Source organism: Streptomyces sp. Wb2n-11, from assembly GCF_001049855.1.
In the GTDB taxonomy this organism is placed as follows: Bacteria; Actinomycetota; Actinomycetes; order Streptomycetales; family Streptomycetaceae; genus Streptomyces; species Streptomyces altiplanensis.
On record NZ_CVPB01000001.1, the window covers coordinates 1,394,625 to 1,414,971 of the forward strand.

Genomic DNA, 20,347 nt, shown 5'->3' on the forward strand with positions numbered 1-20,347 from the left:
CGTCACACGCGACAGCAACTGACATACCGGGTATGCGTGGTCACCCGGTAGGACGGTCCGAAGTCCTAGGTGGTTGCCCCGCTTTCGGGGAAGATCTTGTGCGAAGTACCCCGCAGCACCCGGATCAGAAGTGGAAGAGTCGATCGCATGCAGGTCTGGCCGGGAGAGGCTTACCCACTCGGTGCCACGTACGACGGCGCCGGGACCAATTTCGCTGTCTATTCGGAGGCCGCCGACCGGATCGAGTTGTGCTTGCTGCACGACGACGGTTCGGAGACGGCAGTGGAACTGCGCGAGTCCGACGCGTTCGTACGCCATGCCTTCCTGCCCGGCATCATGCCGGGCCAGCGCTACGGCTACCGGGTCCACGGTCCGTACGCTCCGCAGGAGGGCAAGCGGTGCAACTCCGCCAAGCTGCTGCTGGACCCGTACGCGCGGGCCATCAGCGGGGAGATCGACTGGGGCGAGGCGGTGTACGGCTACCACTTCGGGAAGCCGGACTCGCGCAACGACCTGGACTCGGCGCCGCACACGATGGCCTCGGTGGTGGTCAACCCGTACTTCGACTGGGGTGACGACCGCCCGCCGCGCACGGACTACCACCGCACGATCCTCTACGAGGCCCATGTGAAGGGCCTCACGATGATGCACCCGGACCTCCCCGAGGAGCTCCGGGGCACGTACGCGGCGCTGGCGCATCCGTCGATCATCTCGCACCTGACGGAACTCGGCGTCACCGCGCTCGAGTTGATGCCGGTGCACCAGTTCGTCAACGACCACCGGTTGGCCGACGCGAACCTGAGCAATTACTGGGGCTACAACACCATCGGTTTCTTCGCCCCGCACAACGCGTACGCCTCATGGGGCGACCGGGGCCAGCAGGTCCTGGAGTTCAAGTCCGCCGTACGGGCGCTGCACCGGGCGGGCATCGAGGTCATCCTCGACGTCGTCTACAACCACACGGCGGAGGGCAACCACCTGGGCCCCACGCTCTCCTTCCGCGGTCTGGACAACGCCTCGTACTACCGCCTCGCCGACGATCCCCGGTACTACATGGACACGACGGGCACGGGGAACTCCCTCCTCATGCGCTCGCCGCACGTACTCCAGCTGATCATGGATTCGCTGCGGTACTGGGTGACGGAGATGCACGTCGACGGCTTCCGCTTCGACCTGGCGGCGACGCTGGCCAGGCAGTTCCACGAGGTGGACCGGCTGTCGTCCTTCTTCGACCTGGTGCAGCAGGATCCGGTGGTCAGCCAGGTCAAGCTGATCGCCGAACCGTGGGACGTGGGCGAGGGCGGCTACCAGGTGGGGAACTTCCCGCCGCTGTGGACCGAGTGGAACGGGAAGTACCGGGACACCGTGCGGGACCTGTGGCGGGGTGAGCCACGGACGATCGCGGAGTTCGCGGGGCGGCTGACGGGCTCGTCGGACCTGTACCAGGACGACGGCCGCCGACCGCTCGCGTCGATCAACTTCACCACCTGCCACGACGGTTTCACGCTGGCCGACCTGGTCTCGTACAACGACAAGCACAACGAGGCCAACGGCGAGGGCAACCGGGACGGCGAGAGCCACAACCGGTCCTGGAACTGCGGAGCGGAGGGCGAGACGGACGATCCCGAGATCCTCGAACTGCGCGCCCGCCAGATGCGCAACTTCATCGCGACGCTGATGCTGTCGCAGGGCGTGCCGATGCTGTCGCACGGCGACGAGTTCGCGCGGACACAGGGCGGCAACAACAACGCCTACTGCCAGGACAACGAGCTGTCGTGGGTCCACTGGCCGGAGAAGGGCGACGAGGAGGGCACGCTCCACACCTTCACGCGCGCGATGGTGTGGTTGCGCCGGGACCATCCGGTCTTCCGGCGCAGGCGCTTCTTCCACGGACGGCCGGTGGAGGGCACGCACAACGACCTGTCGGACATCGCGTGGTTCACGCCGGATGGCAAGGAGATGGCCCAGCGGGACTGGCAGGCGGCGCACGCCAAGGCGCTGACGGTCTTCCTGAACGGCCACGCCATCTCGGAGCCGGGGCCGCGCGGTGAGCGGATCTCGGACGACTCCTTCCTGCTGATGTTCAACGCGAGCGCCGAGGAGCTGGAGTTCGCCGTTCCGGTGAACCACGGAAAGCAGTGGCAGGTGGTGGTCGACACGGCCCGGCCGGACGGAGTGCCGCCGGGGAGCGGTCCCAAGGTGGGGGCGGGCGAACGGGTCACACTGATCGGGCGCAGTCTGGTGGTGCTGCAGCGTCCGGCTTAGCGGCCCCTGCCGTCTTCGCGGTCGCCGCGGAAGTGGTGCGGGCGGTCCACGCCAGTACGGCGCAGAGCGTGGCCGCCACCACCGCGACGGCGAAGGCGGCGGGCGCCCCGCCGCCCTCCGCGAGGCGCCCCGAGACCGCCAGGGCCAGGGCCTGGCCGCCGACTATGCCGCTCGTCAGGAAGGCCACGGCCTCCGCCGGCCTGCTCTCGGGAACGATCCGTTCGGTCAGCCCGAAGATCGTGATCAGGTGCGGGGCGTACGCGACGCCGAGGACCACGACGACGGCGTAGAGCGCCCACAGGGACTCCACGCACAGCAGCGGGACGGAGAGCACGGTCAGGGTGGCCGTCGCGGCGCGCCAGCGGGCCGTCAGGGTGATCCTGGCCGGTACCGCCGCCATGGCGAGCCCCGCGGCCGCGCTCATGACGCCCATGGCCGCGTGGACGAGCCCGGCCTGCTCCGGCCGGCCGAGCCGCTCGGTGAGCGCGGTGATGCCCGCCCGGGACGCGCCGAACATGGCGCCCTGGAGCACCATCGCGGTGCGCAGCGCGTACACCGCGCCGGGCAGGCTCGTACGTACGGTGGATGCCTGACGGGACACGGGACGTACCCGGGACGCCGTCGGATGCAGTGCGAACCAGGTACCGCAGACGGCGAGGAGTGCCACGGCCGCGAGCAGCGCGGCGGCGGGGTGCGCGAGAGCCGCCGCGAGACCGACCAGGGCGGGGCCGAGGACGAACGACACCTCGTCGAGCGTTCCCTCGAACGACAGGACGGCGCCGATGAGCCGTTCGTCGGCACCGCTCCTGCGGGCGAGCGCGACCGATCGCGTACGCGCCATCGGGCCGACCTGGGGAACGCTCGCTCCGGCGAGCGCGCCGACGAGTGCGAGCGGGAGCGTGCCGGCGTGCCCGAGGGCGGCGACCACGAGAGCGGCGACGGCGACCGCGTTGACGAGGGCGGCGGCCAGGACGACGGTGCGCTGTCCGTGACGGTCCGCCACCCGGCCCAGCAGTGGCCCGCCGGCCGTCTGCCCTGCCGCGAGCGCGCCGCCGACCAGGCCCGCCGTGGCGAGGCTGCCGCTGGTCCCGGCGACCAGCAGCAGGCTGCCGAGCTGGCACATCGCGGTCGGCAGCCTGCCGAGGAACGACACGACGGGCAGCACGGGTCCGGTGAGGGCGACGACCTTGCGGTACGTGTGAAAGGTTCCCGGCATCGGACGAACGTAATACCGGGTCATCACACGGACGCATGGGCCGATGACACAGAAGCCCCCAATGCGGGTACGTACGTTCGCATGACGCCCACCGCCACCTATCGTCTGCAGCTCCATTCCGACTTCCCCTTCTCGGCCGCCGAGAAGGCGGTGCCCCATCTGGCCGCACTCGGGGTCTCACATCTGCATCTGTCCCCCGTGCTCGAAGCCGTTCCGGGCTCCCGGCACGGGTACGACGTCGTCGACCACGCGCGCGTGCGGGACGAGCTCGGCGGCGAACAGGGCCTGCGCGCGCTGTCCCGCACGGCCCGCGCGCACGGTCTGGGGCTGGTCCTGGACATCGTGCCGAACCACATGGCCGTACCGGCTCCGGAGAGTCTGAACAGGCCGCTGTGGGAGGTGCTCAGAGAGGGGCCCGCTTCGCCGTACGCCCGGTGGTTCGACATCGACTGGGAGGCGGGCGGGGGGAAGGTCCTCCTGCCCGTACTGGCGCACCGGATCGGCGACGAGCTGGAGGGGCTGACGGTCGACGGGGAGACCCTGCGCTACCACGAGCACGCGTTGCCGCTGCGCGAGGGCACCGCTGGGCTGCCGCTGCCCGAGCTGCTGGACGCCCAGTGGTACCGGCTCTCCTGGTGGCGGCTGGCGCGGACCGAGCTGAACTACCGGCGCTTCTTCACCATCTCGGAGCTGATCGGTGTCCGGGTGGAGGACCCCGAGGTGTTCGCCGCCTCGCACGCGAAGATCCTGGAGCTGGTACGGGACGGGGTGGTGGAGGGGCTGCGGATCGACCATCCGGACGGGCTCGCCGATCCCGAGACGTACCTGCGGCGCCTCGGTGAGGCGGTCGAGGGCCGCTGGACGGTCGTGGAGAAGATCCTGACCGGCCCCGAGCGGCTGCCCGCCACATGGCCGGTCGCGGGAACGACGGGGTACGACGCGCTGCACCGGATCGACGGTCTGTTCACCGATCCGGCCGGCGCCGGCGAGCTGGCCGGTCACTACCGCGATTTCGCGAGCCCCCCCGAAGACCGCGGCGGCTCCTGGGAAGCGACCGTACGACGGTCGGCGTACAAGGTGCTCACGCATGAGCTGGCCGCCGAGACCCGTTTCCTCGTCCGTACGGCCGAGCGGATCTGCGCCGCCGATCCCGCCCTGCGCGACTACGCTCCCTGGGCGCTGCGCACAGCCGTACGGGAACTGCTGGTGCGCGTTCCCGTGTACCGCCCCTACGTGACGGCGGGCGGACCCTGTCCCGACAGCGCCGAGGCCGCTGTTCCGGTGGAGGCGGTGCGGCAGGCGAAAGCGGTGTTCGCGGTGCAGGAGGAGGCGGCGGCCGTCGACCTGGTGCGCGATCTGGCGCTGGGGAAGCTGGGCGGGGGGCCGGACCGCGCCGCGTTCTGCGCGCGGTTCGCGCAGACGGCTTCGGCGCTGCGCGCCAAGTCGGTGGAGGACACGGCCTTCTACCGGTACACGCCGCTGATCTCGGCGAACGAGGTGGGCGGCGACCCGGGGCGCCCGGAGTGAGCCCGGAGGACTTCCACGCCTTCTGCACGCGCCTGGCGCGCGACTGGCCGGCGACCGGCACCGTGCTGTCCACGCACGACACGAAGCGCAGCGCGGACGTGCGGGCCCGGATCGCGGTGCTCTCCGAGTGCCCGCAGCGGTGGTCCCGGCTGCTGGAGCAGCTGTCCGGGGCCGGGGTCCTCACCCCCGACCCGCACCTGGCGTGGACGGCGTGGCAGACGGCCCTGGGCTTCGGGGAGCCCGACGGGGAGCGGCTGACGGCCGCGCTGCTGAAGTCCGTACGGGAGGCGGGGCTGCACACCAGCTGGACCGGGCAGGACGCGGCGTACGAGCAGGCGGTGGCCGACTTCGTGGCTGCGGGCCCCGCGGGGCCGCCGTTCGAGGCGGTGGCGGAGTTCGCGCGGGAGCTCGGTCCGTACGTACGGGCCAATGTGCTCGGGTCCGCCCTGCTGCATCTGACGATGCCGGGGGTGCCGGATCTCTACCAGGGCACGGAGCGGGAGTTCCGCGCCCTGGTGGACCCGGACAACCGGCGCCCTGTCGACTTCACGCCCCTCGCCGCGGACGGCGACGGCCTGTCCGGCCTGTCCGCGGAGAAGTACGCCGTCACGGTGGCCGCGCTGGGGCTGCGGAGCGGGCGCCCCGAGGTCTTCGGCGAGTCGGGTACGTACACACCGCTCACGGCCGCGGGCCCGGCGGCCGGCCACTGCGTGGCGTTCTGCCGTTCGGGCGAGACCGTCACGGCCGTCACACGGCTGTCGTTGCGGCTCGCGGAGGCGGGCGGCTGGCGGGACACGGAGCTGGTGCTGCCGGAGGGCCGGTGGACGGATGTGCTGGAGCCGACGGGGCGGGGGTTCTCGGGAACGGTGCGGGTGGCGGAGCTGTTCGCGACGCGTCCGGTGTCGCTGCTGACCCGCGCGGGGCGGGAGGAGCCGTAGGGACGGGCGTGCCCGGCGGGACTTCTCCCCGGCCCGCCCCTTCCCGAACCCGGGGCGCTGCCCCGGCCCCGCTCCTCAGCCGCCGGAGGGAATCGGTGTGAGACCCTCCGGCGGCTGGGGGCACGCCCGCCCCGGTGGAGCCAGGGGCTTCCCGTACGGCCACGATGCGCAGAGCAGACCGGCGAACGCCGCTGCCGCTCCCGTGAGCTCGACGCGGGAGAAGACCGTCAGAGCGCGCCGCCAGGGCGGGTCGGCCGGAAGCACGACGCAGTCCTCGCCCACGGCGCCCCGCACGACGTGCGAGGGCGCCGTGGCGACGCCGACACCGGCCGCGGCCATGCGGACCGCCGTCGAGGTGTGCTCCGTGCGGACCGCCGTGCGCGGCACGAAGCCCGCTTCCGCGCAGGCCCAGTCCAGGAACCGCTGCCCGTCGACCACCGCCTCCATCGCGCACCGCACCCAGGTGCGGTCGGCCAGCTCCGCCAGGCGTACCGACGTACGTCCTGCGAGGCGGTCGTCGAAGGCGACGACCAGCACGATCTCCTCCTCGCCGACCGGCACCACGGGGCCCTGCCACCGGGGCGGCGGGGCCGGGCCCACCGCGAGGTCGGCGACGCCCCGTTCCAGCTGCTCCTCCAGTTCCTCGGTCGTCGCGTACTCGCGCAGGACCAGGGCGACGTCCGGGTGTGCGCGCCGCCAGCGGGCGAAGACGTCGGGCAGGATGCCGACGGCCACGGAGTGGAGGGTGGCGATGTGCAGCTCGCCGCCCTCGGCCCCGGCGGCGGCCCTGGCGGCGCGCCGGGCCTGGACGGCGCTGCGCACCGCGAGTTCGGCGTGCGGAAGGAAGGCGCGGCCCATCGCGGTCAGCCGTACGCCGCGCGCCATGCGTTCCAGCAGCGCGCCGCCGACGGACTTCTCCAGGGCCTTGATCTGGTGCGAGAGGGCCGGCTGCGTGACGTGCAGGAGCTCGGCGGCCCGGGTGAAGGACTTCTCCTCGACGACCGTCACGAAGTACTCCATCTGCCGCAGGCTCACCCGGCGTTCCTCCCATGAAGGATGTACATGGCCTTCAGAGAAACATTGCCTTGGACTCATGGCAAGAGCGGTCGCAGGGTGGTCCCATGACGGAGAATCATGAAACCGATGTGATCGTGATCGGCGGCGGGACCGGCGGCTACAGCACCGCTCTGCGCGCCGCGTCCCTCGGCCTCAAGGTCGTTCTGATGGAGCGCGACAAGGTGGGCTGCACCTGCCTGCACCGCGGCTGCATCCCCAGCAAGGCGATGCTGCACGCCGCCGAACTCGTCGACGGCATCACCGAGGCGCGGGAGCGGTGGGGCGTGAGGGCGACGCTCGAGTCCGTGGACTGGCCGTCCCTGGTGGCCGCCAGGGACGACATCGTGTCCCGCAACCACAAGGGCGTCGAGGGGCACCTCTCGCACGCGGGCGTGGAAGTGGTGCGCGGGAGCGCCGCGTTGACAGGTCCCCGGAGCGTACGGGTCGAGGGCGTCGCCGGTACGTTCGGCGCGCGCCGGGGCATCGTCCTGGCGACCGGGTCCGCACCCCGTACGCTGCCGGGCCCGGCCCCGGACGGGAGCCGCGTCGTCACCAGCGACGACGCGCTGTTCGCACCCGGGCTGCCGCGGTCCGTACTGGTCCTCGGCGGTGGGGCGATCGGTGTGGAGTACGCCTCGTTCCACCGCTCCATGGGCGCCGAGGTCACCCTGGTCGAGGCCGCCGACCGGCTCGTACCGCTCGAAGACGCCGACGTCTCGCGCCACCTGGCGCGCGGTCTGAAGAAGCGCGGCATCGATGTACAGGTGGGCGCGCGGCTGCTGGACGCGACCGTGCTCGACGACGGGGTACGGACCGAGGTCCGCACCTCGCGCGGCGAGACGCGCACCGTCGAGGTCGCGCGGCTGCTGGTCGCCGTGGGCCGCGCACCCGTGACCGACGGCCTCGGCTTGGCGGCGGCCGGGACGGCCACCGACGCGCGCGGATTCGTCGCGCCCGCCGACTGGTCCCGGCTGGAGACCGCCGTGCCCGGCCTCCATGTGGTCGGTGACCTCCTGCCGCCGCCCTCGCCCGGCCTGGCCCACGCCTCGTTCGCGGAGGGGCTGCTGGTGGCCGAGACGCTGGCGGGCGTCGCCTCGCCGCCCGTGGACTACGCGGCGGTCCCCCGGGTCACGTACTCCTCGCCGCAGACCGCGTCGGTCGGTCTGAGCGAGGCCGAGGCGCGGGGCCGCGGCCACGACGTCGTGGTCAACACCATGCCCCTGACCGCGGTGGCCAAGGGCATGGTGCACGGTCAGGGCGGCCTGGTGAAGGTCGTCGCCGCGCGCGGCGGGCAGGTCCTCGGCGTCCACCTCGTGGGACCGAACGTCTCCGAGATGATCGCCGAGAGCCAGCTGATCGTCGGCTGGGACGCCGAGCCCTCCGACGTCGCCCGCCACATCCACGCCCACCCGACGCTCTCCGAGGCGGTCGGCGAAACCTTCCTCACCCTCGCCGGCCGGGGCCTGCACCAGCAGTAGCGGGGCGGCCCGGTTCACCGGACGGCCGGCCGGAGGCCGGCGCGGAGTTCCGCAGGGGCCACCAGCAGCGGTCGCCGAGCAGCGCCATCGCCGACGGCAGGATCAGCGCCCGCAGCACGATCGCGTCGAAGAGCACCGCCACCGTGAGGCCCACGGCGATCTGCTTCATCTCGATGCGGTCGATGAAGAGGAAGCTGGCGAAGACCGACACCATGATGACGGCGGCGCTGGTGACGACACTCGCGGAGCCCGTGATCCCGTCCACCACGGCCTCCCGGGTCGGTGTGCCGCGCCGCACGGCCTCCTTGATGCGGCTGACCACGAAGATCTGGTAGTCGGTGGAGAGCCCCACCAGGATGGCGAACACCAGCAGCGGCGTGCGCGATCCGACGAATCCGGTGGACTCGAAGCCGAGCGGCCCCTCGGCCCAGGCGCCCTGGAAGACCAGCGTCAGTACGCCCCAGGAGACCGTCACCGCCGCCAGGTTGAGCAGCACGCGCAGCACGGCCATGACGACGGAGCGGAACGCCACGTACATGACGGCGAGCGTCGCCAGGGACACGAAGAGGATCACCCAGGGCAGCCGTTTCTCCTGGTGCGCCGCGTAGTCCGCGCCGTAGGCGATCTCGCCACTGACGGCGGTCTCGGTGCCGGGCACCCTGCCGACGGTCGCCGGTACGAGCTCACCGCGCACCAGCGCCAGGGAGCGGTCCGCCTCGGCGGAGTTCTCGGCGTACGGGACGGGGAGCGTCAGCATCGCCGTGCGCCCGTCCTGCGAGGTGCGCAGCCGCGGCGCGGCGCCGCCGTCCCGGGCGAAGAGTTCGTTGCCGGCCGTCCGGTCCGCGAGCTTTCGCAGGGCGGCCTCCGCCTCTTCCGCGTGGGCGGCGTCCGACCGTACGAGGACGAGGTGCGCGGTCCCGTCGGCCGGGTAGGCGGCCGTCAGCCGGTCGTACGTCGCCACGGCGGGCACGCTGTCGGGGAACGTGTCCTTGCCCTCGGTACCGAGCTTCATGGTGAGGGTGGGCAGGGAGAGAGCGGCCGTGGCGGCGAGTCCGGCGAGCAGCGTGACGAGCGGCCTGCGCATGACCGGCCGCAGCAGGGCGGACCACATCCGGCTCTGCCGCGGAGCGCCGGCCGCACGGCGTCCGCCCCCGCGGCCGTCCGTGCGGTGCCCCAGCTTGGCGAGCAGCGCGGGCAGTACGGTCAGTGATCCCGCCACCGCGACGAGGGTGACCAGGATCGCCCCGGAGGCGATCGACGAGAAGATCACGTCGTCCATCACGTAGAGGCCGCCGAGCGCGACGGCGACCGCCAGGCCCGAGTCGACGACGGCGCGCCCCGAGGTGGCCGCGGCCAGTTCGACGGCGGCGGCGTGGCTGACGGCGCCGCCCGTGCGCTCGCGTTCCTCCCTGGCCCGCTTGAGGTAGAAGAGCGAGTAGTCGACGCCGACCGCCATGCCGAGCATGAAGATGACGCTGAGCGCCGCGCCGCCCGCGTCGGGGGTGATCCAGGACACGAGACCGTAGAGGCCCACCGCTCCGGCGAAGGCGAAGAGGGCGAGCAGCACCGGGATGCCGGCCGCCAGAACCGATCCGAAGACGACGAGAAGGATGAGGAAGGTGACCGGCAGGCTGATCGCCTCGGTGCGCTGGAGGTCCTTGCCCTGCTGGTCGTTGACCCCGTTGGAGACCGAGGCGCTGCCGGTCTGTTCGATCCGCAGGTCCCGGTGTTCCCTCTGTACGGCCCCGGTCTGCTCCAGCAGCGCGTCGACGTCCTCCTTGGCGGTCTCCTTGTCGCCGCGCAGGGTGACGGCGACCATGAGCGCGGAGCCGTCCGCCGCGGCCTTCGGCGCGGCGACGGAGACGACCGCGGGGAGGGCCTTCATCCGCCGCTGTACGTCGCGTGCGGCGTCCTCGGCGGCAGTGGCGTCCTCGGCGCCGGGCTTCCCGGTCCCGCGCTCCGCCGTGATCAGTACCCGCTCGACGGGCGGGGGGGTGAGACCGGCGCCGGCGGCGATGGACTCGGCCCGGCCGGCCTCACCGATCCAGAAGTCGGAGAACTCCCCCTTGTTCGTGCCCACCGCGCTGCCCGCGCCGACGCACACGACGAGGAACACCAGCCACCCGGCGATGGCCCGCCACGGATGCGTGGCGCACCATCGTGCGATTCCGACCGTGATCGGTTGTCTGCTGCCGGCCATTGTGGTTCCCTCCCCAGGACGCTTTCCGCTTCTTGATCAGCGTCCTCTCCGGGGCTCCTCCGGTCACTGGTACCAGCCGTCGGGTCATCCTGCGGTTAACCCCACCCCTGGCCTGCGGCCGGCCTCGGCTCAGCGCGCGGCGAGCCGGAAGGCCATCTGTCCGAAACTCACCTGGTCCCCCTCCCGCACCAGGACGGTCCCCGTGACCCGGCGTCCGTTGACGGACGTCCCGTTGGTCGAGCCGAGGTCGCGCAGGACCCACATGCCGCCCTGGACGGACAGTTCGGCGTGCACGCGCGAGACCGTGTCGTGGCTGAGCCGCAGTCCGTTCGCGGGGTCGCGTCCGATCCTCAGGGGGTACGGTCCCGGCTCGGGGAACAGCAGCTTCGGCAGCCGCTCCGACTGCCACGCCCTGCGCAGCCGCACCGTGAACGCCGATGCCCGCTCCACCGCGCGGAACAGGCCCTGCGACCACCGGCCCTCGGTCTCCAGGTCGGCGGTGAGCACGGCCAGTTCGTCGGACCTGCGGGCGACGAGGGCGAGTTCCATCCTGCGCAGGAAGGTGTCGTGCGACAACCTGCCCTGCGCCGCGCCCTCCCTGAGCCTCCCGAGAACACGGTCGCGCTCGGCGTCGGAGGGCCGGGCGGGATACGCGGGGAACTCGAAGGAGGACGTCACAGAGGTGATTGTCGGGCCGACCGAGCACAGGTGTCCAGAAGAACGGTTCATCCCGTACGACCTGACCTGCGCGGACCCTTTCCGCGGGCGCTGGTGCCGGGTTATTGCCGGGCCCGGCCCGATGATCATTGTTACTGTCTGCGGACTCACACGCCACATCACCGGGGGACGGCTTGACCGCCATGCCGCAGGACCAGGAACTGACCCTGCGACCGCTCTCCGGGCCGGAGGAGCTCGGTCTCTTCCGTGAACTCGCGTACGTCCTCGACCACGAGCTCGACGACGACCTCGCCACCGGCCGCCGCCGTCCCGAGTGGATGTGGGTGGCACTGCGCGGCGGCCGGGTGCTGGCTCGCGTCTCCTGGTGGACCTCCAGGCCCGGTGGACCGCCGTGCGCCCTGGACTTCTTCGACCTGGACGACACGCTGCCCGGGCCCGAGCGCGGCGAGATCGGCCTGCGCCTCCTGGAGACGGCGTCGGCCGCCGTCCTCCCGGCCGGCGCGCCGCGTCCCGAGTACGGCAGGTTCGTTCCGCCCGACTGGCGCGACGACGCGGTGGCCCGCGGCGTGGTCGAGGCACGGATGAACGTCCTGGAGAGGGCCGGCGCGCGGCTGCTCGTCGAACGCCTGCGTCTCGAATGGCGCCCCGGCACCCCGGTCCCCGAGCCCACCGGCCGGCTGGCGTTCCGGCCCGCGAACGACCAGGAGGAGCTCATCGCGCTGATGACGCTGGTCCTGGAGGGCACGCTCGACGCGCACAGCCGGGCCGACCTGGCGTCGGGCCTCAGCGCACGGGAGGCCGCCGAGCAGCAGTTCGAGGAGGAGTTCGCGGGTTCCGCGTCACCGCGCGAGTGGTGGCGGATCGCCGAACTCCCCGGCGGCGCCCCCGTCGGTTTCGTCATCCCGGCCCGCAACAACTACCACCACACCATCGCGTACATCGGTGTCGTGCCGGCCTACCGCGGCCACGGCCACATCGACGACCTCCTCGCCGAGGGCACACGCGTTCTCGCCGCCCGGGAGGTGCCCCGCATCCGCGCGGCGACGGACCTCGCCAACGTTCCGATGGCCAAGGCGTTCGAGCGCGCCGGATACGTCAACTTCGAGCGCGCGGTCAACATGACGTGGAGCTGACGATTTACCGGCGGATCATGCCCGTCTGACGCACCATGGGTGGCGGCATCGTCGACGAGAGGGGCCGCCAGTGCTGTTCGAGGTATGGGCGCCGAAGGCCGAGCGGGCAGAGCTTCGGCTGGCGGGCGAAACGTACGCCATGGAGCGCGATCCGGCACGCGAAGGGTGGTGGACGGCCGAGGCCGACGCGGGCGCGGACGCGCGTTACGGCTTCTGCCTGGACGGCGGCCCCGTGCTGCCCGACCCGCGCTCGCGCCGCCAGCCGGACGGGCCCGACGGCCTCAGCGCCGTCGTGGACCACAACGCCCATGAGTGGCGGACGGCTTGGGCGGGCGGCGCTCCGCCGACGGGCGCGATCCTCTACGAGCTGCACGTCGGTACGTACACCCCCGAGGGCACCTTCGACGCCGCCGCACGGCGGCTCGGCCATCTGGCGGAGCTGGGCGTCACCCACGTCGAACTGATGCCCGTCTGCCCGTTCCCCGGAACGCACGGCTGGGGGTACGAGGGTGTGTCGCTGTGGGCCGTGCACGAGCCGTACGGCGGCCCCGAAGGGCTCAAGCGCTTCGTCGACACGGCGCACGGCCTCGGTCTCGGCGTCGTGCTCGACGTCGTCCACAACCACCTCGGCCCCTCCGGCAACCACCTGCCCCACTTCGGCCCGTACTTCACGGACACCCACCACACGCCCTGGGGCTCGGCGGTCAACCTCGACGCACCCGGGTCCGACGAAGTACGCGCGTACCTGCTCGGCAGCGCGCTCGCCTGGCTGCGCGACTACCGTCTCGACGGACTGCGGCTCGACGCGGTCCACGCCCTCGCCGACACGCGCGCGCTGACCTTCCTCGAAGAGCTGTCCGCGGCCGTCGACGCGCTCTCCGCGGAGGTGGGGCGGACGCTCCTCCTGATCGCCGAGTCCGACCAGGGGGACCCGCGCACGACCGCCCCGCGCGAGTCGTGGGGGCTGGGTCTGCACGCTCAGTGGAACGACGATTTCCACCACGCCCTGCACACCGCTCTGACCGGTGAGTCCCAGGGGTACTACGCCGACTTCGCCCGCGCCCCCCTCGGCGCGCTCGCCAAGACGCTGACCCAGGTGTTCTTCCACGACGGTACGTACTCGACGTTCCGGGGACGCGTTCACGGACGTTCCGTGGACCGCACGAAAACCGCCGCGCACCGCTTCCTCGGTTACTCCCAGACCCACGACCAGGTCGGCAACAGGGCTCTGGGGGACCGGCTTTCCGCCACCCTCTCCCCCGGGCTGCTCGCCTGCGCCGCCACGCTGGTCCTCACCGGTCCGTACGTCCCGATGCTCTTCATGGGTGAGGAGTGGGCGGCCCGCACCCCCTGGCAGTTCTTCACCGACCACACCGACCCGCAGCTCGCGCAGGCCGTACGGGAGGGCAGGAGGCGGGAGTTCGCCTCGCACGGATGGGCGGCGGAGGACATCCCGGACCCACAGGACCCCCGCACCAGGGAGCGCTCCTGCCTGGACTGGTCCGAGCAGGAGAACGAACCGCACGCGCGCGTGCTGGCCTGGTACCGCGAGCTGATCGCGCTGCGCCGGGAGCGGCCCGACCTCTGCGACCCGGACCTGGCTGCGGTCAAGGTCGCGTACGAGGAGAGCGCGCGCTGGCTGGCGTACCGGCGCGGCGACATCCGCGTCGCGGTGAACCTGTCGAAGGAGCCCGTCACGATCGGCCTCGGCCGCAACGGCCGCAGCACCGTACTGGCCGCCTGGGAGCCGGTCGACGCGCCGGGCCCCGACGGGCTGCTGCACCTGCCGCCCGAGTCCTGCGTCGTACTGGGCCCCGACGCCGCCTGACCCCTGCCCCGCGATCCACAAGGGGTCCCGCGGCGCACAGGGCCACGACGGCGGCCGAACACACCGGCCGGCGCCTGCCGACACCGGCCGACACCGGCCGGCAGCGGTCTCAGCCGACGACGGCCATCTCGCGCGCGGTGGTGTTGAGACGGCGCCCACCGTCCTCCGTGACGGTCACGATGTCCTCGATCCGCACGCCGAAGCGTCCGGGGAGGTAGATGCCGGGCTCGACGGAGAAGCACATGCCGGGCACGAGCGGCTGCCGCTCGCCCTCGATCATGTACGGCGGTTCGTGCGTGGTCACGCCGATGCCGTGTCCGGTGCGGTGGATGAACCGCTCGCCGTACCCGGCCTCGGTGATGACCGCGCGCGCCACCCGGTCCACCTCCTGGCAGGCGATCCCGGGCCGCACCGCCTCGAACGCCGCCTGCTGCGCCTGACGTACGACGTCGTGGACGCGCTGCTCCTCGGCGCTCGGGGCGCCGACATGGACCGTACGGGAGGTGTCGGAGCCGTAACCGTGCTTGAGGCCGCCGAAGTCGAGGACGACCATGTCGCCCTGCTCGATGACGCGCTCGCCCGCCTCGTGGTGCGGGTTCGCGCCGTTCGGGCCGCTGCCGACGACCGTGAAGTCCACCTGCTCGTGCCCGGACCGCGTGAGGAGACGGGCCAGTTCCGCTGCCACCTCCGTCTCGCGCCGTCCGGAGAAGCGGACCTTGACGATCTCCTCGTACGCCGCGTCCGCGGCCGCGCCCGCCGCTTCGAGACGAGCCAGCTCGGCCGCGTCCTTGACGGCCCGCAGCATGGGCAGGGCGGCGGTCAGCGACACGTACGAGGTGCCCGGCAGGGCCTGCTGGAGGCCGAGGAGGTGCATCGCCCAGGTGTTGTCGCTGACCGCGAAGCGACCGCCGGCGTCGAGGAACGGCGCGGTGACCGCGTACGGGTCCTTGCCGTCCGTCCAGTCGCACAGGGTGAACGCGGCGGCTCCCGCGGCCCGCTCGGCGTCCGGCGCCTCCAGGGTGGGCACGACGAGCACCGGGTCCTGTTCCACGGACAGGACGAGCAGCGTCAGCCGTTCGGTGGTCGCGGTGGGCCGGTAGCCGGTGAGGTGGACCAAGTCGGGCCCGGGGGCGACGAGTACGCCGTCCAGACCGGCGTCGGCGGCCGACCGGGCCGCGCGGGCCATGCGGGCGCGGTAGTCGTCTGCGGTGAAGGGCGCGGGCACGGACGAGGAGGCGGATGACATGGCCTCATCCTGCCCGGCGCCCGGTGCCCCCGCCACCCGATTGCGGGGCGCCGTCCGGGCGCGGGGCGGCGCCCGGGGCGAAGGCGACGACCAGGTCGGCACGGTCCCGGCCGGGGGCGACCAGGCGGGCGTTCGCCTCGTCCGAGGCGTGGACGAAGCGCTCGGCGGCCGGACGGGGCTTGCCGAACCGTTCGTGCCGGTCGACGAGACGGCGTACCCGCTCGTCCTGGTCGAGTTCCAGGAACCACGCCTCGTCGAGCAGGTCCCGCACGCGCGCCCAGGGCCCCTCGTCGAGCAGCAGGTAGTTGCCCTCGGTGACGACGAGCGGTACGTCCCGCGGGCCCGGCACCGCGATGCTGCCCGCCACGGGTTCCTCGGCCGTCCGGTCGAACGCGGGCGCGTAGACGACGGTGTCCGGCTCCCCGGGGGAGCGCAGCCTGGCCAGCAGGGCGGCGTAACCGGCGGCGTCGAAGGTGTCGGGGGCGCCCTTCCTGTCCGTACGCCCGAGGCGTTCCAGCTCGGCTCCGGCGAGGTGGAAACCATCCATGGGGACGAGTACGGCCAGTCCTTCGAGGCGGTCGACGAGGTGCGCGGCGAGCGTGGACTTGCCGGCCCCCGGCGCCCCGGCGATGCCGAGGACGCGGCGGTGGCCGGGGACGGCGAGACGGCGGGCGCGGTCGACGAGGCGGTGCGGTTCCATGCGGGCCATTGTCGCGGCGGAGCCCTCCGCCCGTCCCGGGACCCGTGTACAGGACCGGCTGCCGCCCGTAGCATCCGGCCACGTGTCCTCCCACGAACCGCACCACCGCGCCGTCGTGGCCGATGCCCACAACGACCTGCTCCCGGCGGTCACCGCCCGGCCGCCGCGTCGCTGGGCGGCCTTCTTCCGCGAGCGGTGGCTGCCGCAGTTGCGCGAGGGCGGCGTGGATCTCCAGGTGCTGCCGGTCTTCATCGAGGACGGCTTCCGCCCGGAGGGCGCGCTCCGCGAGACCCTGCGCATGATCGAGTGCGCCCACACGCTCGCCGAGGGCAACGCGGACGAGGTACGGCTGTGCCTGGACGGCGCCGGCATCGACGCGGCACTGGCCGAAGGGAGGATCGCCCTGGTCCTGGCGCTGGAGAGTGCGCCCGGCATCGACGCGAACGTGGAGCTCTTCCCGACGCTCCACCGCCTGGGCGTACGGATCGCCTCCCTCGCCCACTGGGGCCGTACGCCGCTGGCCGACGGCAGCGGCGAGGACGCCACCGGGTCCCGCCTCACCGCGGCGGGGGTCGAGGCCCTCGCCGAGATGGAACGCCTCGGCATCCTCTTCGACGTGTCGCACCTGAGCGCGTCGGGCGTCGCCCACGTCCTGGAGCCGGCCACCCGCCCCGTCCTGGCCACCCACTCCTCCGCCCGCGCCCTGCGCGACCACCACCGCAACCTCACCGACGCCCAGCTCCGGGGCATCGCCGCGACGGGCGGCACGGTGTGCGTGAACTTCCTGCCGGAGTTCCTGGCCGACGACCCGGCCGCGTGCACGCTGGACCGGCTGGTGGACCACATCGTCCACATCGCCGGGGTGGCCGGCGCCGACCACGTGGGTCCGGGCCCGGACTTCGTCCAGGAGGTCGTCGGCGACATCACCCCGCCGTGCTGCGAGTCCGACTACGGCTTCCCCTGGTCGCTCCCCGGCATCGAGGGCCCGCGCGGCCTGCCCCTGGCGACGGAGGCGCTGCTGTCCAGGGGCGTGCCCGGGGCGACCGTCCGCAAGATCCTCGGCGGCAACCTCCTCGACCTGTTCCGCAAGGAACTGGGCCGCCCGAACTAGCCCCGGACCAGCCCCGAATCAGCCCTGAGCCTCGTCGAGAGCACTGGTCAACCGCCCCAGAAGCCCTTGAAGGCCGAGGACCTCCTCGACCGAAAGGCCCGTCGCGGCAAGGATCTTGCGCGGTACCGGCAGCGCCCGCTCGCGCATCTCCTCGCCCGCTTCCGTCAGCCGGACCGTCACGGAGCGCTCGTCGGCGGCGCTCCGCTCGCGGCGCACCAGGCCGGCGGTCTCCAGCCGCTTGAGCAGCGGGGAGAGCGTGCCGGAGTCGAGGCGCAGCTGCTCGCCGATCGCCTTGACGGGCTGCGGGCCGTGCTCCCACAGCACCAGCATGGCCAGGTACTGGGGATACGTGAGGCCGAGATCCTTGAGCGCGTCGCGGTAGACGCCGCCGAAGGCGCGCGAGGCCGCGTGCAGCGAGAAGCAGACCTGGTGATCGAGGCGGAGCAGCTCCTCGTCGGACACGGCGGGGAGCGTCGGGCCGGTGGCCGGTGAAGGCGTCATGGGCCCAGAGTAACCTCTCGACCTCATCAAGTTGTGCACAACTAAATCGTGTGCAACTATTTTAGCCTCCCGACGGAACGAGGACACCCCGTGAACGCGCTCTACACCGCTGTCGCCACCGCCAACGGCCGCGAGGGCCGCACCATCAGCTCCGACGGCCAGATCGACCTCGCCCTCGCGATGCCCCCGGCCCTCGGCGGCGACGGCCGGGGCACCAACCCCGAGCAGCTCTTCGCCGCCGGGTACGCCGCCTGCTTCGCCAGCGCCATGGGCGCGGTCGCGCGCCGGACGAAGGTCGACACCAAGGACGTCTCGGTGACCGCCGAGGTCTCCATCGGCAAGGACGACACGGGCTTCGGGCTCGCGGTCGTGATGCGCGTGGAGCTGCCGGAGCACCTGGCGGGCGAGACGGGCCGCCGGCTCGTCGAGGCGACCCACGCCTACTGCCCGTACTCGAAGGCCACCAGCGGCAACATCGAGGTCGAGCTCGTCATCGAGTGACACCGGCGCGCTTCGCCCGTGCGCGTACGCCGCCCGGGCCGGCCGTTCACGCCGACGCGCCCCGCACCACCGGATCGGATCCGGGGTACGGGGCGCGTCGGCGTGTCAGGTCAGGTCAGGCGTCGGGGGTCAGCCGCAGCGAGATCGAGTTGATGCAGTACCGCTGGTCCGTCGGGGTCGGGTAGCCCTCGCCCTCGAAGACGTGGCCCAGGTGCGAGCCGCACTTCGCGCAGCGGACCTCCGTGCGGACCATGCCGTGGGAGGTGTCCGAGACCAGTTCGACCGCGTCCGTGTCCTTCGGGTCGTAGAACGACGGCCAGCCGCAGTGCGACTCGAACTTCGTGTCCGAGCGGAACAGCTCGGCGCCGCACGCCCGGCAGGAGTAGACCCCGGTCGTCCTGGTGTCCGTGTACTCACCGACGAAGGCGGGCTCCGTGCCGGCCTGGCGCAGCACGGCGTACTCGGCGGGGGTCAACTCCGCTCGCCACTGCTCGTCGGTCTTTTCCACGTCGTACGACATGCTGCGCTCCCTCAGTTCGACAGGCGGTCGAGGATCTGCGGGCCGAGGTCCGTCACGTCGCCCGCGCCCATCGTGAGAACAAGATCGCCCGGCTTCGCCATTCCCGCGATGACGTCCGGGACCGTCGCCTTGTCGGAGACCGGCATCACGTCGGCGCCCGCCGCACGCGCCGCGTCGATGACGAGCGTGCTGGTGACGCCGGGGATCGGGTCCTCGCGCGCCGGGTAGATGTCGAGGACGACCGAGGCGTCCGCGAGGGCCAGGGCCTGGCCCATCTCGGTGCCCAGCTCCTGGGTACGGGAGAAGAGGTGGGGCTGGAAGACGACGAGCAGGCGAGCGTCGGACGCCGCGCCGCGCATGGCCGCCAGGTCGGCGGTCATCTCGGTCGGGTGGTGGGCGTACGAGTCGATGACCTGCACGCCGTTCGCCTCGCCCTTGAGCTGGAGGCGGCGCTTGACGCCGGTGTACTTGCCGAGGGCGGAGGCCAGGTTGTGCGCCGGGATGCCGAGCGCGACACCCGCCGCCAGCGCCGCGACCGCGTTGTGCGCGTAGTGGCTGCCGGGGACCGAGACCGTGAAGGTGAGGTAGCGGCCGTCGAGGACGACCGTGACCTCGCTGGTCAGGCCGCGCGGGGTGACCTTGTGGACGCGTACGTCGGCCGACGGGGAGTCGCCGTACGTGACGATCTTCAGGGTCGAGAGGTCGCGGAGGCGGGACGTCAGTTCCACGGCGCCGGGCTGGTCCGCGGAGATGACGAGGGTGCCGCCGGGGACGACCTTGCCGACGAAGGTCTCGAAGGAGTCGTAGATCTCGTCCATCGAGGCGTAGTTCGCGTGGTGGTCCAGCTCGACGTTGAGGACGATCGCGACCTCGGGGTCGTACTTCTGGAAGCTGCGGTCGCTCTCGTCCGCCTCGGCGACGAAGATGTCACCGGCGCCGTGGCGGGCGTTCGTGCCCGGGCCCTCCAGGTCGCCGCCGATGGCGTACGAGGGGTCCAGACCCAACTCGGTCAGGGCCACGGCCAGCATCGAGGTCGTGGTCGTCTTGCCGTGCGTGCCGGCGACGGCGATCGCCCGCGCGCCGCCCATCAGCGAGGCCAGCGCGTCGGAGCGGTGCACGACGGGGATGCCGAGCTCGGCGGCGCGGACCAGCTCCGGGTTGTCGGAGCGGATGGCGCTGGAGACGACGACGCAGGTCGCGTCGGAGGCCAGGTGCCCGGCGGCGTGGCCGATGTGCACCGTGGCGCCCAGCGCGCGCAGGGATTCGGCGGTGGCGGACTCGCGTGAGTCGCTGCCCGCGACCCGGGCGCCGCGCTGGGCGAGGATCTTCGCGATCCCCGACATTCCGGCGCCGCCGATGCCGATGAAGTGCGGTCGGTCCATGGCGGTGGGAAGGCCGGGTGCCATACGTGTGTCTCCCATAAGTGCGACGTGTGAGCGGTGCCCCAGC

At 72.4% G+C, this 20,347-nt stretch carries 15 protein-coding genes and 1 pseudogene; 7 read left to right on the top strand and 9 right to left on the bottom strand.

Annotated elements, in window-relative coordinates:
* The first annotated feature begins 147 nt into the window (after positions 1-147).
* The gene (gene glgX, locus BN1555_RS06185; RefSeq protein WP_093798443.1) at positions 148-2,265 is read left to right on the top strand and encodes a glycogen debranching protein GlgX; all 2,118 of its coding nucleotides are present in this window, start codon (positions 148-150) and stop codon (positions 2,263-2,265) included.
* On the opposite strand, the gene BN1555_RS06190 is transcribed toward glgX, so the two are convergent.
* Positions 2,219-3,481, bottom strand: coding sequence for an MFS transporter (locus BN1555_RS06190; protein ID WP_255305903.1), 1,263 nt, complete (start codon positions 3,479-3,481; stop codon positions 2,219-2,221). The two genes, glgX and BN1555_RS06190, sit on opposite strands and share 47 nt — an antisense overlap.
* Before the next feature lie 81 nt (positions 3,482-3,562).
* On the opposite strand from BN1555_RS06190, the pseudogene treY reads away from it, so the two are divergent.
* Positions 3,563-5,946: pseudogene (gene treY / locus BN1555_RS06195) on the top strand (malto-oligosyltrehalose synthase).
* A 75-nt stretch (positions 5,947-6,021) separates the two neighbouring features.
* Here the strand turns inward: treY and BN1555_RS06200 are convergent.
* On the bottom strand, positions 6,022-6,981 hold the full coding sequence (locus tag BN1555_RS06200; protein ID WP_093798444.1) for a LysR family transcriptional regulator: 960 nt from the start codon (positions 6,979-6,981) through the stop codon (positions 6,022-6,024).
* An 86-nt stretch (positions 6,982-7,067) separates the two neighbouring features.
* Between BN1555_RS06200 and lpdA the strand changes: the two genes are divergently transcribed.
* The gene (gene lpdA, locus BN1555_RS06205; RefSeq protein WP_093798445.1) at positions 7,068-8,480 is read left to right on the top strand and encodes a dihydrolipoyl dehydrogenase; all 1,413 of its coding nucleotides are present in this window, start codon (positions 7,068-7,070) and stop codon (positions 8,478-8,480) included.
* Here the strand turns inward: lpdA and BN1555_RS06210 are convergent.
* Complete coding sequence (locus BN1555_RS06210; protein WP_093798446.1) at positions 8,446-10,680, bottom strand: MMPL family transporter; 2,235 nt, start codon at positions 10,678-10,680, stop codon at positions 8,446-8,448. The genes lpdA and BN1555_RS06210 overlap by 35 nt on opposite strands.
* Positions 10,681-10,809: 129 nt before the next feature.
* A complete protein-coding gene (locus BN1555_RS06215; RefSeq protein ID WP_093798447.1) occupies positions 10,810-11,358 on the bottom strand; it encodes an FHA domain-containing protein in 549 nt (182 codons plus the stop codon).
* Between the two features lie 182 nt (positions 11,359-11,540).
* Between BN1555_RS06215 and BN1555_RS06220 the strand changes: the two genes are divergently transcribed.
* Together BN1555_RS06220 and treZ are read left to right on the top strand one after the other, a co-directional pair.
* Positions 11,541-12,491, top strand: a complete 951-nt coding sequence (locus BN1555_RS06220; RefSeq protein WP_093798448.1) for a GNAT family N-acetyltransferase — start codon at positions 11,541-11,543, stop codon at positions 12,489-12,491.
* Positions 12,492-12,561: 70 nt separating this feature from the next.
* Positions 12,562-14,319, top strand: coding sequence for a malto-oligosyltrehalose trehalohydrolase (gene treZ, locus BN1555_RS06225; protein ID WP_093798449.1), 1,758 nt, complete (start codon positions 12,562-12,564; stop codon positions 14,317-14,319).
* 109 nt (positions 14,320-14,428) lie between these two features.
* Here treZ and BN1555_RS06230 read toward each other — a convergent pair whose 3' ends face one another.
* Together BN1555_RS06230 and BN1555_RS06235 are read right to left on the bottom strand one after the other, a co-directional pair.
* Positions 14,429-15,565 carry an aminopeptidase P family protein gene (locus BN1555_RS06230; RefSeq protein ID WP_093803226.1) on the bottom strand — a complete coding sequence of 379 codons (1,137 nt, stop codon included), beginning with the start codon at positions 15,563-15,565 and terminating at the stop codon, positions 14,429-14,431.
* Positions 15,566-15,569: 4 nt separating this feature from the next.
* The gene (locus BN1555_RS06235) at positions 15,570-16,265 is read right to left on the bottom strand and encodes a nucleoside/nucleotide kinase family protein (protein WP_093803228.1); all 696 of its coding nucleotides are present in this window, start codon (positions 16,263-16,265) and stop codon (positions 15,570-15,572) included.
* Between the two features lie 82 nt (positions 16,266-16,347).
* Between BN1555_RS06235 and BN1555_RS06240 the strand changes: the two genes are divergently transcribed.
* Positions 16,348-17,376: a dipeptidase gene (locus BN1555_RS06240; protein WP_255305904.1), complete on the top strand. Its 1,029-nt coding sequence runs from the start codon at positions 16,348-16,350 to the stop codon at positions 17,374-17,376.
* A gap of 18 nt (positions 17,377-17,394) precedes the next feature.
* On the opposite strand, the gene BN1555_RS06245 is transcribed toward BN1555_RS06240, so the two are convergent.
* Positions 17,395-17,877: a MarR family winged helix-turn-helix transcriptional regulator gene (locus BN1555_RS06245; protein ID WP_093798451.1), complete on the bottom strand. Its 483-nt coding sequence runs from the start codon at positions 17,875-17,877 to the stop codon at positions 17,395-17,397.
* A gap of 90 nt (positions 17,878-17,967) precedes the next feature.
* Between BN1555_RS06245 and BN1555_RS06250 the strand changes: the two genes are divergently transcribed.
* Positions 17,968-18,378 carry an organic hydroperoxide resistance protein gene (locus tag BN1555_RS06250; protein WP_093798452.1) on the top strand — a complete coding sequence of 137 codons (411 nt, stop codon included), beginning with the start codon at positions 17,968-17,970 and terminating at the stop codon, positions 18,376-18,378.
* A 115-nt stretch (positions 18,379-18,493) separates the two neighbouring features.
* On the opposite strand, the gene msrB is transcribed toward BN1555_RS06250, so the two are convergent.
* Positions 18,494-18,898 carry a peptide-methionine (R)-S-oxide reductase MsrB gene (gene msrB / locus BN1555_RS06255; RefSeq protein WP_093798453.1) on the bottom strand — a complete coding sequence of 135 codons (405 nt, stop codon included), beginning with the start codon at positions 18,896-18,898 and terminating at the stop codon, positions 18,494-18,496.
* Between the two features lie 11 nt (positions 18,899-18,909).
* On the bottom strand, positions 18,910-20,304 hold the full coding sequence (gene murC / locus BN1555_RS06260) for a UDP-N-acetylmuramate--L-alanine ligase (RefSeq protein ID WP_093798454.1): 1,395 nt from the start codon (positions 20,302-20,304) through the stop codon (positions 18,910-18,912).
* Positions 20,305-20,347 lie beyond the last annotated feature (43 nt).

What these genes read in the sequence shown, in the direction of transcription:
- glgX (WP_093798443.1), top strand. Translation starts at nt 148, where the DNA reads ATGCAGGTCTGGCCGGGAGAGGCTTACCCACTCGGTGCCACGTACGAC.
- BN1555_RS06190 (WP_255305903.1), bottom strand. Translation starts at nt 3,481, where the DNA reads ATGCCGGGAACCTTTCACACGTACCGCAAGGTCGTCGCCCTCACCGGA.
- lpdA (WP_093798445.1), top strand. Translation starts at nt 7,068, where the DNA reads ATGACGGAGAATCATGAAACCGATGTGATCGTGATCGGCGGCGGGACC.
- BN1555_RS06210 (WP_093798446.1), bottom strand. Translation starts at nt 10,680, where the DNA reads ATGGCCGGCAGCAGACAACCGATCACGGTCGGAATCGCACGATGGTGC.
- BN1555_RS06220 (WP_093798448.1), top strand. Translation starts at nt 11,541, where the DNA reads ATGCCGCAGGACCAGGAACTGACCCTGCGACCGCTCTCCGGGCCGGAG.
- BN1555_RS06230 (WP_093803226.1), bottom strand. Translation starts at nt 15,565, where the DNA reads ATGTCATCCGCCTCCTCGTCCGTGCCCGCGCCCTTCACCGCAGACGAC.
- BN1555_RS06235 (WP_093803228.1), bottom strand. Translation starts at nt 16,265, where the DNA reads ATGGAACCGCACCGCCTCGTCGACCGCGCCCGCCGTCTCGCCGTCCCC.
- BN1555_RS06245 (WP_093798451.1), bottom strand. Translation starts at nt 17,877, where the DNA reads ATGACGCCTTCACCGGCCACCGGCCCGACGCTCCCCGCCGTGTCCGAC.
- msrB (WP_093798453.1), bottom strand. Translation starts at nt 18,898, where the DNA reads ATGTCGTACGACGTGGAAAAGACCGACGAGCAGTGGCGAGCGGAGTTG.
- murC (WP_093798454.1), bottom strand. Translation starts at nt 20,304, where the DNA reads ATGGCACCCGGCCTTCCCACCGCCATGGACCGACCGCACTTCATCGGC.